At 65.3% G+C, this 12493-nt stretch carries 10 protein-coding genes and 1 pseudogene; 5 read left to right on the top strand and 6 right to left on the bottom strand.

The genetic code is table 11. The annotated features are described in order from the left end of the window. Positions 1-326: hypothetical protein (locus Q7V20_RS19625; protein WP_304795129.1), on the bottom strand; the 326-nt coding region annotated here is incomplete at its 3' end. A 117-nt stretch (positions 327-443) separates the two neighbouring features. On the opposite strand from Q7V20_RS19625, the gene Q7V20_RS19620 reads away from it, so the two are divergent. From Q7V20_RS19620 to Q7V20_RS19610, 3 genes are read left to right on the top strand one after another with little or no spacing between them, the layout of a single operon-like run. Then, positions 444-1988 (top strand): AMP-binding protein, encoded by a 1545-nt coding sequence (locus tag Q7V20_RS19620; protein WP_304795127.1) that lies wholly within the window; start codon positions 444-446, stop codon positions 1986-1988. After that, positions 1985-2749 carry a class II aldolase/adducin family protein gene (locus Q7V20_RS19615; protein WP_304795125.1) on the top strand — a complete coding sequence of 255 codons (765 nt, stop codon included), beginning with the start codon at positions 1985-1987 and terminating at the stop codon, positions 2747-2749. Before Q7V20_RS19620 ends, Q7V20_RS19615 begins: the two co-directional genes overlap by 4 nt. 13 nt (positions 2750-2762) lie before the next feature. After that, entirely contained in the window at positions 2763-3467 is a 705-nt protein-coding gene (locus tag Q7V20_RS19610; protein ID WP_304795123.1) for a hypothetical protein, read from the top strand. Here Q7V20_RS19610 and Q7V20_RS19605 read toward each other — a convergent pair whose 3' ends face one another. From Q7V20_RS19605 to Q7V20_RS19590, 4 genes are all read right to left on the bottom strand, one after another. Next, positions 3468-4352 (bottom strand): acyltransferase, encoded by an 885-nt coding sequence (locus Q7V20_RS19605; protein ID WP_304795121.1) that lies wholly within the window; start codon positions 4350-4352, stop codon positions 3468-3470. 85 nt (positions 4353-4437) lie between these two features. Continuing rightward, the gene (locus tag Q7V20_RS19600; protein WP_304795119.1) at positions 4438-6201 is read right to left on the bottom strand and encodes an ABC transporter ATP-binding protein; all 1764 of its coding nucleotides are present in this window, start codon (positions 6199-6201) and stop codon (positions 4438-4440) included. After that, entirely contained in the window at positions 6188-7951 is a 1764-nt protein-coding gene (locus Q7V20_RS19595) for an ABC transporter ATP-binding protein (protein ID WP_304795117.1), read from the bottom strand. Before Q7V20_RS19595 ends, Q7V20_RS19600 begins: the two co-directional genes overlap by 14 nt. Positions 7952-7954: 3 nt before the next feature. Further along, positions 7955-8197 (bottom strand): VF530 family protein, encoded by a 243-nt coding sequence (locus tag Q7V20_RS19590; protein ID WP_304795115.1) that lies wholly within the window; start codon positions 8195-8197, stop codon positions 7955-7957. Positions 8198-8257: 60 nt separating this feature from the next. Here Q7V20_RS19590 and Q7V20_RS19585 point away from each other — a divergent pair, with 60 nt between their 5' ends. Next, positions 8258-9364 (top strand): S-(hydroxymethyl)glutathione dehydrogenase/class III alcohol dehydrogenase, encoded by a 1107-nt coding sequence (locus Q7V20_RS19585; protein ID WP_304795113.1) that lies wholly within the window; start codon positions 8258-8260, stop codon positions 9362-9364. 13 nt (positions 9365-9377) lie between these two features. Then, complete coding sequence (fghA, locus tag Q7V20_RS19580) at positions 9378-10229, top strand: S-formylglutathione hydrolase (protein ID WP_304795111.1); 852 nt, start codon at positions 9378-9380, stop codon at positions 10227-10229. Between the two features lie 34 nt (positions 10230-10263). On the opposite strand, the pseudogene Q7V20_RS19575 reads toward fghA, so the two are convergent. After that, positions 10264-12493 (bottom strand): annotated as a pseudogene (locus tag Q7V20_RS19575) (hypothetical protein); the annotation flags it as partial.

Raw genomic sequence — 12493 nt, 5'->3', positions numbered from 1 at the left:
AAATGCGGGTTGGCGTTCGAGGTGTCCTGAACCACTGGCGTGTGGCCATCCGTGTCACCCAACACCAGCACCAACGCCGGCGCCTTGCTCATGTCCTGCCCACCAGACCGCTGCGGCGACACCTTGGCCAGCACTGACATCCCGCGCGAGCGCGCCGCCTGCATCAGCTTGGTCACCGTGTCGTCCAGGTTGTGCTTGCTGGTCAGCGTTACCCAGCCCATTTTGGAGTCAGGCACATCCTCGCTGTCGCGAAGCTCCGGCAAACGTCCTGCAGCCATCAGCACCAGGGCCATGCAGCCGGTCATCCAGTATCGTTTCAAGCGCATGTTGGTCACCTCCAAAGCAGTCCACGTAGGATGGGGGCGGCCCCTGAGAAGTTCAAGCCCTGAGAGGTTTCAGTTCGTAAAGCCAACAGCCCGCCAAATGCCGCATGATGGCAACCCATGAACCTGTTCACCGCCCTCACCGCCGCCTGGCCGGCCACCCTGGACGAGCCCGCGATCCTGACGGACACGGGACTTGCCTACACCTGGCGCGACCTGGACCGAGCCACCGCCATGATCGCCAACCTGCTGACCGGTCTGCGTCTGAAAGGCCACGCCGGGCGGCCACCCGTGGTGGCCGCGCACGTGGACAAGTCGGTCGAGGCGCTGATGCTGTACCTGGCCACCTTGCGGGCTGGTTGCGTCTTCCTGCCCTTGAACCCCGCCTACCGCCAAGCCGAGCTGGATTACTTTGTGAACGATGCGCGGCCGTCGGTGCTGATCTGCCGCTCGCCGGACCAGGACTGGATCGTGCCGCTGGCCGCACAGGGCCGGGTCGCCCACCTGTTCACCCTGAACGATGACCGCACCGGTAGCTTGCTGACACATGCGGCAGCGCAATCCGACCAGCAGGCCATCGCCGCCGCACAGGCGGATGACCTGGCCGCCATCCTCTACACCTCGGGCACCACCGGGCGCAGCAAAGGCGCCCTGCTGAGCCACGGCAACCTGCTCAGCAATGCCCGCACCTTGTTGCGCCACTGGGACTGGCGCAGCGATGATGTGCTGGTGCACGCCTTGCCCATCTTCCACATCCACGGCCTGTTCGTGGCCAGCCACTGCGCGCTGCTGTCGGGCACGGCCATGCGCTGGCTGAACAAGTTCGACGCGACCGGCGTGATGCAGCAGGTTCAAGACACCACCGAGCCCCGCGCCACGGTCTTCATGGGCGTGCCGACCATGTATGGGCGCTTGCTGGACACTGCCTACCTGCAAGCTGATGCCTGCGCGAACATGCGCCTGTTCGTCAGCGGATCGGCGCCCTTGCTGACGGCCACGGCCGAAGCCTTCGCGCAGCGCAGTGGCCAACAGATTCTGGAGCGTTACGGCATGAGCGAGACCGGCATGCTGTGCTCCAACCCCTGCCGCCCCCGTGAAGGCCCACGATTGCCAGGCAGCGTGGGGCGGCCCTTGCCCGGCGTGGATTTGCGCATCACCGACGACCACGATCAAGCCTGCGCGGTGGGCACCGTGGGCCATGTGCAGGTGCGTGGCCCCAACGTCTTCAAGGGCTACCTGGGCATGCCTGAGAAAACGCGCGAGGCCTTCACGCCCGATGGCTGGTTCAGGACTGGCGATGTCGGCCTCATTGATGCGCAAGGCTATGTGCACCTGAGCGGCCGCGCCAAGGACCTGATCATCACCGGCGGCTTCAACGTCTACCCGGCCGAGGTCGAAAGCCACCTGGACAAACTGCACGGCGTGGTCGAATCGGCCGTGGTGGGCGTGCCGCACCCCGACTTTGGCGAAGGCGTGATCGCCATCGTCGTGCCTCAAGCGGGACAACCCGTGAACGAGCAAAACCTGATCCAGACCATGAAGGACACCATCGCCGGCTTCAAAGTGCCCAAGCGCGTGTTCTTTGCCACCGACCTGCCCCGCAACGCCATGGGCAAGGTGCAGAAGAACCTGCTGCGCCAACAACACGAGGACACCTTCACATGAGCCTGAACATCCCCTCCCTGAAAGAGCACGTCAGCCCCGAAGAATGGCAACTGCGCGTGGACCTGGCCGCCTGTTACCGCCTGGTCGCAGCCTATGGCTGGAGCGACCTCGTCTTCACGCACGTGTCAGCGCGCATCCCCGGGCCCGAGCACCATTTCCTGATCAACCCCTACGGCCTGATGTTCGACGAGATCACCGCGTCCAGCCTGGTCAAGGTCGACCAGGACTGCCAAAAACTCAGTGACTCGCCCTTCCCGGTCAACCCCGCTGGCTTCACCATCCACAGCGCGGTGCATGCCGCGCGCGAGGACGCCGGCTGTGTACTGCACACCCACACGCGCTCGGGCGTGGCCGTGTCGGCGCAATCGGGGGGCGTGTTGCCCATCTCTCAGCAAAGCACCTTCGTGCTGGCCTCGCTGGCGTACCATGACTACGAAGGCGTGGCCTTCCGCGATGAAGAGAAGCCCCGCCTGCAAGCCGACTTGGGGCACAAGAACTTCCTCATGCTGCGCAACCATGGCCTGCTGACGGTGGGCCCCACCATCGCCGATGCCTTCCTGTCCATGTACATCTTCGAGAGCACTTGCCAGATCCAGATCGCGGCGCAATCAGGCGGCGCGGCCTTGACGCAGGTCAATCCGCAGATCGTTGATGGCGTGGCGCACGCCATGAAGGTGCAGACTGGCAGCTTGGGCGGGGCTTTTGTGTGGCCAGCCTTGATCCGCAAGCTGGAGCGCCTGGATCCCGGCTACAAAACCTGAAGCAGTGCATGGCATGAACAAATGGGGCTTGATCGCAGGTTTGCTGGTGGCGTCTTTGGCGGCGGCCACCTTCATCGCGCTGGACCACGGTGACCCGAAGGGGGTCAAGCCAAACCAGGTGCCCATGCACGATTTGCCTTGGCACATCACGCCACTGTCATCGGGCGGCACGCAGGTCTTTGGCCTGAGGTTGGCGGAACAGCCCGAAGCCGCCAGCACGCTGGGCGATGTGCAACGCCGCTGGGCCTCGGACTTTCAGATGGCCGTGGTGGCCGCCCCCGGTGAGAACGGCACGCTGGAAGCCTATGTGGAGAGCGCCACCATGGGCTTCATCATTGGCAAACTGGTGGTGACCGCCCAGGTCAGTCCGCAGGTGATCCAGGGCTTTCGCGAACGCGCCGCCAAGGTTGGCTACATGAACAGCAACACGCGCAAGTACAGCTTGAACGCGGATGACCAAGCCCTGGCCTTGCGTTCACCCATCCTGGCCTTGGCCTTCATCCCGCAGGCCAACCTGGACGACGCCATCGTGAAGGCGCGCTTTGGAAAGCCTGCCGAACGCGTGCGCAGCAATGCACACGCAGAACACTGGCTTTACCCGGACAAAGGCCTGGGCATCACGCTGGACAGCGAGGGCAAGGAGTTGCTGCAATACGTGGCCCCCGCCCAGTTCGCGCGGCTGCGCGAACCCTTGAGGCAGCCCGCCCAAGCTCAGTGATCAGCGAGGCTTGAAGCCTGCGGCCAGCTCATCGATGCGGCGGTCCTTCTCGGCCCACAGCCCGCTGATCCAGTTTTGCAGGCTTGCGCGGTAAGCGGGGTCCTTGCCGGTGTCGGTTTTCAAACCCTGCGGGATGGGGATCTGGCGCACATCGACGATCACATCGCTCAAGCGGCCACAGATCAGATCGGTGAACGTGGGCACGCCCATGGGGTAGACGATGGTCACGTCCAGCATGGCATCGAACTGCTCGCCCATCACCGACAACGCCATGCCAATGCCGCCGGTCTTGGGCTTGAGCAGGTGCTGATACGGGGATTGCTGCGCGTCGTGCTTGCTGGGGGTGAAGCGGGTGCCTTCCAGAAAGCTGATCACCGAGGTGGGCACGATGCGGAATTTCTCGCAGGCCTTGCGCGCCGCCTCCAGGTCCTTGGCCGCGCTGGCCTTGCCGCCCTTGCGCGCCATGAAGGGAAAGTCCAGCGCCCACCAGGCCAGGCCGATGACGGGCACGTAGATCAGTTCTTTCTTGATGAAAAATTTCAACAGCGGGATGCGGCCGCCGAACACCTTCTGCAGCACCAGGATGTCCACCCAGCTTTGGTGGTTGCTGCTGACCAGGTACCAGCCCGAGCGCTTGAAGTTTTCAACCCCGGTGATTTGCCAGCGTGTGTGCCCCACGGCAGCGATCCACAGGCCATTGTTGGCCACCCAGAGATCGGCGATCTTGTTCAGGGCGTAGTCGGTCACCTGGCGCACCGCACGGAACGGCAACACCAGCTTGAGCAATGCGAACGGGATCATCGCGCTGAATCCGACCAGGGTGTTCACGGCCAGCGCCACACTGGCCAGCGTGGCCTTGACGAGGTACACAAGTCTTTGGAACATGTTTGATTGAACGCGAAACGGTTGCCCGCGCCCTGGATGACGACAGGCCGCAATTATGGCGCCTGCCAAGCAGCCGGGGCATTCGTCAAGCGGCTTCCTGCGCCTGCCACTGCTGCAGGAGGTACAGACGCTGGTAGCGCCCCTCGGGCAAGGCCATCAAGGCTTCGTGAGATCCTTGTTCGGCGATGCGGCCATGGTGGAGCACCACGATGGCATCAGCGTCGCGGATGGTGGACAGTCGGTGCGCGATGGCCACCACGGTCACCTGGCCGTGCAAGGCGTCCAGGGCTTTTTGCACCAGGCGCTCGGTGTCGCTGTCGATGTGCGAGGTGGCCTCGTCCAGGAAAAGGATGCGCGGCTGCCCGGCCAGGGCCCGTGCCATGGCCAGCAATTGCTTCTGGCCCACGGACAGGCGCGCGCCGCCCTCGCCCAATGGCGTGTCGTAGCCCTTTTCCAGCGCCAGGATGAAGTCGTGCACCTGGGCGGCTCGCGCGGCGGTCTCGATCTGCGCCAGGCTCAAGCCTCTGCCCATGTCGATGTTCTCGCGCGCGCTGGCGGCCAGCAGGAAGGGCTCTTGCGGCACCAGGCCCACGGCATGGCGAAAGGCCTCGTCGTCGATGTCATCGACCGGCTGGCCATCGATGGTGACGGTGCCCGCCGGTGCCTGGTAGAAGCGCAGCATGAGGGACAGCAGCGTGGACTTGCCACTGCCCGTGTGGCCCACGATGCCGATGAACTGGCCGGGCGCGATACTCAGGTTCACGTCGTGCAGCACGGGCGGGTTGGCGGCGTAGGCAAAGGTCAGGTGCCGGATGTCGATCGCGCCTTGCGTGACGCGGCCTTGCCCGCTGGTGCGCAGGGACTCGGCTTCTTGCAGCAGCGTGTTGACGCGCGCGGCGGCCACCATGGATTGCTGCAACTGCGAAAACTGCGTGGTGATCTGGATGAGGGGCTCGACCACGCGGGCCATGGTGCTGATGAAGGCATAAAGCACGCCGATCTCGACCGTGCTCAAAGTACCGCCCTGGCTGCGCAGGCCAAACACCATCATCACCAGTGCCAATAGCGAGATGTTGAGCAAATCAAGCGCGGGACGCAACAGCCACGCGTTGGCGCGCAGCTCATCACGGCGGGCTTGCAACTGCGCGTGCGCGGTCTGCGCAAAGCGTTCGGCAAAACGGGGCGTGGCATGGCTGGCCTGCAAGACCGCCATGCCCGCGATGGACTCGCCCATCTGCGCGTTCAAATCGCTGCGCAACTGGCGCGATCGCGTCACGGCCGGGGCGCTCAGGCGCTGGTAGAGCCAGACGATGGCGGTCACGGCGGGCACCAGCAGGGCCACCACCAACATCAGTTGCCAATCCAGGTAAGCCATCGCGAACAAGGCCGCGACCAGGGCCACCACGCTGTCGAGCATCACGAACAGCACTTGCACATACAGCGCCTTGACCGCCTCGGTGTCGTTGGTGACGCGGCTGACCAGTTGCCCCGTGATGGCGCGATCAAAATAAGCCATGGGCAGTCGCAACACGTGGCCATAGACCTCTTCGCGCAGGCGCAGCACCGAGCGCATGGCCAGGCCGGCCAGGCGGATCAACTGGCCGTAGCGGATCCAGCTGGCCACCCAGGTGGCGAACAGGGCGCCGACCAGCAGGCTGGCCATCTCGAGCCAGGTGCCCTGGTGGGGCATCAGGTGCCGGTCGATGAAGGCCTTGCCCAGGATGGGGCCCAGCGCTTCGAGGCCGGCGGCCAGCATCAGCCACAGCAGGCCGCGCCGCAGGTGGTGCAACTCGGGTTGGGCTGCGCGGCGCAGCAGGGCGAGGGCCTGGCCCCGGTCAAGCGGCTGCATCGTCGGCCTCCAGTTGTTGCTCCAGTTGCTGGTAGCGCCATTGGCGGGCGTACCAGCCCGCCTGGTCCAACAGTTGCGCGTGGCTGCCCTGCTCGGCCACCACGCCTTCCTTCAAGACCTGGATGTGGTCGGCGTCGGCCACGGAACTGAGGCGGTGGCTGACCACGATCACGATGCGCTCAGGGCGCTGCACCTTCAGTTCGCGCAGGTGCCGCAAGATGCTGGCCTCGGTGTCGGTGTCCACGGCGGACAAGGCATCGTCCAGCAAGAGCAAGGGCGCATCGGCCAGCAGCGCGCGGGCAATGGCCACGCGCTGGCGTTGGCCGCCCGACAAGGTCACGCCGCGCTCGCCCACCGGCGTGTCATAGCCTTGGGGCAGGCGCTGAATATCATCGTGCACGGCGGCCATGCGGGCCACGTGTTCCACCTCGGCGCGCGTGGCCTGGGGCTTGGCCAGCGCGATGTTCTCGGCCACCGAGGCAGAGAATAAAAAGGGTTCTTGCGGCACCCAACTGACGGCTCGGCGCAAGGTGTCCAGCTTGTAGTCGGCCAGGGTCACGCCGCCCCATTGCAGGTTGCCAGCATCAGGTGCGAACTGGCGCAGCAGCAAGCGCACCACCGTGGATTTGCCCGAGCCGGTTGGGCCGACCAGGCCCAGGGTCTGGCCGGGCTGGACCGACAGCGACACGCCCGACAAGGCTTTCGTGGGATGTCCGGGGTAAGAGAAGACCACGTCATGGGCTTGCAACGCGCCAGGCTGGATCGTCAGCACCGGGCCGTGGTCCTGCACCGTGAGGGGCGCTTCCAGCACCGGCCGCAGGCGATCCCACGCGGCGCGGCCACGTTCGATCAAGGACAGCACCCAACCGGCCGCGAACATCGGCCAGATCATCTGCCCCAGGTAGAGGCTGAAGCTGGTCAACTGGCCGATGGTCAATTCGCTGTGCCAGACCAGGTAGCCACCCATGCCCAGGCTGAGCATGGTGGCGGCGCCCAGCGTGAGGCTCACCGCCGGCTCGTAAGCGGCTTCCCAGCGCTGAGCCTTCAGGCTGGATTGCGCGGCTTTGTCGGCCAGGGCCGTGAAGTCGGCGATGCTGCGCGCTTCAAGCCCCAGTGCCCGCACGGTGCGCACGCCGGACAGGCTCTCGTGCACCTGATCGTTGAGGTGGCCGAAGTTGTCCAGCGATTGGCGCGAGGCCGTGTGCACGCGGTTGGAAATCCACCAGAAGGCCCAGCCCATGATGGGGAACGGCAGCAAGGCCACCAGGGTCAGGCGCCAGTCCACGCCCAGCGCCATCACGCCGATCACCAGGAGCAAGGTCATGGTGCCGTCAAAGCCCGCCAGCACGGCCTCGCCAGCGGCTTGCTCGACCGCGTCGATGTCGTTGGTGGCCAGGGCCATGAGGTCGCCCGTGCGGCGATCCTGGTAAAAGCGCGGTCCTTGCAGGCTGAGGCGTTCATACAGGCGGATGCGCAGATCCACACCCAGCCGGTACGCCGCGGCGTACAGCAACTGCCGCCAGGTCACGCGCATGAAGTAGATGGCCAGGCCCGCCAGCACCATCAGGCCCACCTCGCGGATCAGCCCATCGGTGTCGAGCCGACGTGCCACCAGGCCATCGACCAGGTGCCCCACCTGACGTGGCAGCCACACGGTGAGCAAGGCGATGGCGACCAGCATCACGGCCGAGGGGCCGTAAGCGCGCCAGTGGCGAAAGATGAACTTGGTGACGAGCGCGGACAGGGACATGGATCAGCTTTGCCCCGACCGGCGCCGCTCCCGCAGCATGAACAAATACAGGCCTTCGACTTTCTCGCGCGCCCAGGGCGTCTTGCGCAGAAAACGCAGGCTGGACGAGATGCTGGGATCGGACTGGAAGCAACGGATGTTGATGAGCCGGCCCAACTCCGGCCAGCCATAACCGGCCACCAGTTCGTTGAGGATCGCTTCGAGCGTCAGCCCGTGCAACGGGTCCTGGCTGGGGGGATTTTTCATGGCGGCATCATGCCGCACTTATCATGTCCCCACCTCACCGAATGCCTTGAAAGAACGCCCATGAAGACACGCGCCGCCGTCGCCTGGAAAGCCGGACAACCCCTGACCATCGAAACCGTTGACCTGGAAGGCCCGCGCGAGGGCGAGGTGCTGGTGGAGGTCAAGGCCACGGGCATCTGCCACACCGATTACTACACGCTGTCGGGCGCCGACCCGGAAGGGCTGTTCCCCGCCATCCTGGGCCACGAAGGCGCGGGCATCGTGGTCGATGTGGGCCCCGGCGTCAGCTCGCTGCGCAAGGACGACCACGTCATCCCGCTCTACACGCCCGAATGCCGCCAGTGCAAGTTCTGCCTGTCGCGCAAGACCAATCTGTGCCAGAAGATCCGCGCCACACAAGGCAAGGGCCTGATGCCCGATGGCAGCTCGCGCTTCTCGCTCAATGGTGATCCGCTGCTGCACTACATGGGCACGTCCACCTTCAGCAACTTCATCGTGGTGCCCGAGATCGCGCTGGCCAAGATCCGGCCTGACGCGCCATTCGACAAGGTCTGCTACATCGGCTGCGGCGTGACCACGGGCGTGGGCGCGGTGCTGTTCAGCGCACAGGTCGAAGCGGGCGCCAACGTGGTCGTGTTCGGCCTGGGCGGCATTGGCCTGAACGTGATCCAGGCGGCCAAGATGGTGGGCGCCGACAAGATCATCGGCGTGGACCTGAACCCCAAGCGCGAGGCCATGGCCCGCCAGTTCGGCATGACGCACTTCATCAACCCGAAAGAGGTGCCCAATGTGGTCGATGCCATCGTGCAACTGACCGATGGCGGCGCCGACTACAGCTTCGAGTGCATCGGCAACACCACCACCATGCGCCAGGCGCTGGAATGCACGCACAAGGGCTGGGGCCGCAGCATCATCATCGGCGTGGCCGAGGCCGGTGCCGAGATCAGCACCCGCCCCTTCCAGCTGGTGACCGGCCGCAAGTGGGAAGGCTCGGCTTTTGGCGGCGCGCGCGGCCGCACCGACGTGCCCAAGATCGTCGACTGGTACATGGATGGCAAGATCAACATCGACGACCTGATCACGCACAAGCTGTCGCTGGACCAGATCAACGAAGGCTTTGATTTGATGAAAAGCGGCGAGTCGATCCGTTCGGTGGTGATGTACTGATCATTGGCTGGCCATGACAACGACCATCGAAACGCTCAGCGAACACGCCTGCTTTGGCGGCGTGCAAGGCTTCTACCAGCACGCCTCCGGCACCATCGGCCTGCCGATGCGCTTTGGCGTGTACCGGCCACCGCAGGCGCTGCATTCAGCCAGCACACCCGTGCTGATCTACCTGGCAGGCCTGACCTGCACCGAAGAGACCTTCGCCATCAAGGCCGGTGCGCAGCAATACGCGGCCGAGCACGGCCTGATCCTGGTCAGCCCCGACACCAGCCCGCGCAACACGGGCGTGGAAGGCGCAGACACCAGCTGGGATTTCGGCACCGCGGCAGGCTTCTACCTGGATGCCACCGCCGAGCCCTGGGCCCCGCACTGGCGCATGGAAAGCTACCTGACGACAGAGTTGCTGCCCCTGGTGATGCAGCACTTCAAGGGCGATGCGGCGCGCACCGGCATCTTCGGCCACTCGATGGGTGGCCATGGCGCTTTGACGCTGGCTTTGAAGCACCCCGCGCTGTTCAAGAGTGTGTCGGCCTTGGCGCCGATTGCCGCGCCCACGCAATGCCCCTGGGGCCGCAAGGCGCTGCAAGGCTATCTGGGCGATGAGTCTTCAGACTGGGCCCGGCACGACGCCACCGAACTGGTCAAAGGTGGCGCCACATGCCCGCCCATCCTGGTCGACCAGGGTCTGGCCGACAAATTTTTACCCGACCAGCTGCACCCCCACCTGCTGGAAGCCGCGTGCCAGCAACATGGCCAGCCCCTCACGGTGCGTCGGCATGAGGGCTACGACCACGGCTATTACTTCATCAGCACCTTCATGCGCGACCACATCGCCCACCACGCGGCTGCTCTGAAAGCCTGAAGCGCGTGAGGCACGTGGACAGCGGGCCGCCTCCTCACGCGGGTATTGCGACCTGCTTGTTGGCCGAGGTTTGCTGCAAGCTGGGCGGCAACCACAACTCGATCACCCCGGGACGCCGGTTGAGTGACTTGGGCAGATCGCGCACCCACACCTTGTCCGCCGATTCACCCGGCCCCACCCAAGGCAGGCCCAGCAAGCCCGCCATGGCTTTGGCACAGGCCCGGCTGTCAGGGTCGTGCAGCACAAAGGTGGGCTGAGGCCATGGCGCAGGCCGACGTTGCTGGCGCACCTGAGCACTCAGCGTCACGTTCTCGATAGGCGCCACCTGGACCAGCTCACCCGCCTGGGCCTGCAGCGTCTGACGCAAAGCCGTGGCGGGCACGCGAGAAAATTCGTCATACACCTGCACGTACAAGATCGTGTTGCCCTGGGGCCGACGGCAGGCCTCCAGCGACACGGTGGCGGGCGTTTTGGCCGCCACCGCTGGCACCTCTTTCGGTGGCACCGCTGGCACAGGTTCAGCGGGCGCTTTCGCGATCGTGGTCAACGGCCCCTTGGCGCTCCAGTTCTTCAGCTGACGCCACACGGCCTCGGCCGCCAAGGCCTGCCCCAACGGCGAGTTGCCCGAATCCCAATAGCTCAAGGCCGAACTGGCTGGCTGGAACGACGACACCAGTTGCAGCTCGCTGCGCATGCGCAAGGCGGTGGCCGAGCATTCAGCCTCGGGGGCCAATGGTTTGGCAAAGTCCGTGGCAATGCGGGCGGCCACCAGGTCCACGCCTTCGCGCTCCAGCAAACTCAGCAAAGGGCTGCCCCGCATGACCTGCAGCAGCGTCTTCGTCTGCACATACAGGAACTCCGGCATCTTGGGGCAACTGGCATCCACGCTTTGCAAGCCCTTGGACACCTCGGCGAACAACTTGCTGGCTTCGGTGCGCGACTCGGTCTCCTTGCGCTGCACCTGCTCGATCGTTTGCCAGGCCGACAGGATCAAGGTGCCCGAAGCGCCCAGCCCCAAGGTCGTGCCGATGGCGGTGGCGCGGGCCGTGCGACGCCACCACGGTGCGGCCGGGGCCTTGTCGGACGAGTCCTTGGCATCGTTCAGACGCGCGGCCACCCGGATGCCGTGGTGGGCCGGGCTGCGCCAGCCGGGCAGCTGCGCCAGCCAGGTCTCGCGCATGGCCAGGCCGAAGTCCTCGCCCAGGCGGTGGTAACTCTCCCATTGGGCTTCGTCAAATGACTGGTCGCCAGTGGACTCGTGCGGGAAGTCTTCGTGCTTTTGCGCGTAGGCCAGCACATCCACGTCCAGCGCGTTGTGCAGGTTGGGTTTGACGATCAGCAGCGTGCCCTCGGGGCGCGTCAACACCGTCTGGCCATCATCGCGCCTGACCGGGCGCTCGCGGTAGCGGATTCGGGCCAGCAGCACGCCTCGGCAGGAATGGCTGTTCGCCACGTCTTCAGGCGACAACACCGTCAGGCCACCTTCGCAATCCGAGGCGAACAAGCGGCGGGCCTCTTCCCGCGAGTAAAAATCGATCTCCGCTCCAAAGTCGATGCGGGCCTTGCGCACCAGGTTCTCGATGTCGCCAAACTCGTAGCGTGGATCGCAACTGGCATCGGACAGGATGATGAAATCCAGCTCGCGTTTGACCAGCGCATAAACGCCGGTGTTCTCGAAGTGACCGCCATCGGACAGGTACCACCAGGGCCGCTCACCACCAAAGAAAACCGCCGAGGCTTCACTGGCCAGCATCAATGGCTTGGGCAGAAAGCGCCACGACAAATCGCTCAACCAGCGCAAGGGCACCAAGGCACCTGGCGATCGAATCCAGTGGCCCAGGCGCACGCCCAGGAAGTACAACAACAGGGCCAGGCCCCGTGTGGTGTAGGCCCCCGCGCCTGGCGAGGCCGCTGCGCCCGACACCGCCACCCACCGCCCCAGCGTGCCAGCGTCGTGGTCTGCCTGCATCGGGATGAAGCGCGAGGGGCCCACCTCCAGGCCGCGCCAGGTGGCCGTGACCGCCGCGCCTTTGCGATCGGCGTTGTACAGCCCGCTCAGGTCATCACGCGTCTGGTTCAGGCAGGTGTTGACCAGGTGGATGGGACCACCGCGCAGCTCGGGTTGGTAGTGGCGCAAGCCCATGTCGTCGCCCTCTTCCACCGCCGTGACGTCGGCCCGGCCAGGCGCCCCCCCATCCAGCCCCCGCCGGGGATTGCCCACGGCCAGGTAAGCGCGGGTCAGGCGCGCCCGGTAGAAGCTGTGC

It is taken from the genome of Aquabacterium sp. (assembly GCF_030652515.1).
Taxonomy (GTDB): Bacteria; Pseudomonadota; Gammaproteobacteria; order Burkholderiales; family Burkholderiaceae_C; genus Aquabacterium.
Note: the sequence above shows the minus strand (reverse complement) of the source record. Positions and strands in the feature narration are given on the sequence as shown.

Excerpts from the sequence above, each read along its gene's own strand:
- Q7V20_RS19590 (WP_304795115.1), bottom strand. The coding sequence starts at position 8,197 with ATGAAAAATCCCCCCAGCCAGGACCCGTTGCACGGGCTGACGCTCGAA.
- Q7V20_RS19585 (WP_304795113.1), top strand. The coding sequence starts at position 8,258 with ATGAAGACACGCGCCGCCGTCGCCTGGAAAGCCGGACAACCCCTGACC.
- Q7V20_RS19605 (WP_304795121.1), bottom strand. The coding sequence starts at position 4,352 with ATGTTCCAAAGACTTGTGTACCTCGTCAAGGCCACGCTGGCCAGTGTG.
- Q7V20_RS19610 (WP_304795123.1), top strand. The coding sequence starts at position 2,763 with ATGAACAAATGGGGCTTGATCGCAGGTTTGCTGGTGGCGTCTTTGGCG.
- Q7V20_RS19615 (WP_304795125.1), top strand. The coding sequence starts at position 1,985 with ATGAGCCTGAACATCCCCTCCCTGAAAGAGCACGTCAGCCCCGAAGAA.
- Q7V20_RS19600 (WP_304795119.1), bottom strand. The coding sequence starts at position 6,201 with ATGCAGCCGCTTGACCGGGGCCAGGCCCTCGCCCTGCTGCGCCGCGCA.
- Q7V20_RS19595 (WP_304795117.1), bottom strand. The coding sequence starts at position 7,951 with ATGTCCCTGTCCGCGCTCGTCACCAAGTTCATCTTTCGCCACTGGCGC.
- Q7V20_RS19620 (WP_304795127.1), top strand. The coding sequence starts at position 444 with ATGAACCTGTTCACCGCCCTCACCGCCGCCTGGCCGGCCACCCTGGAC.
- fghA (WP_304795111.1), top strand. The coding sequence starts at position 9,378 with ATGACAACGACCATCGAAACGCTCAGCGAACACGCCTGCTTTGGCGGC.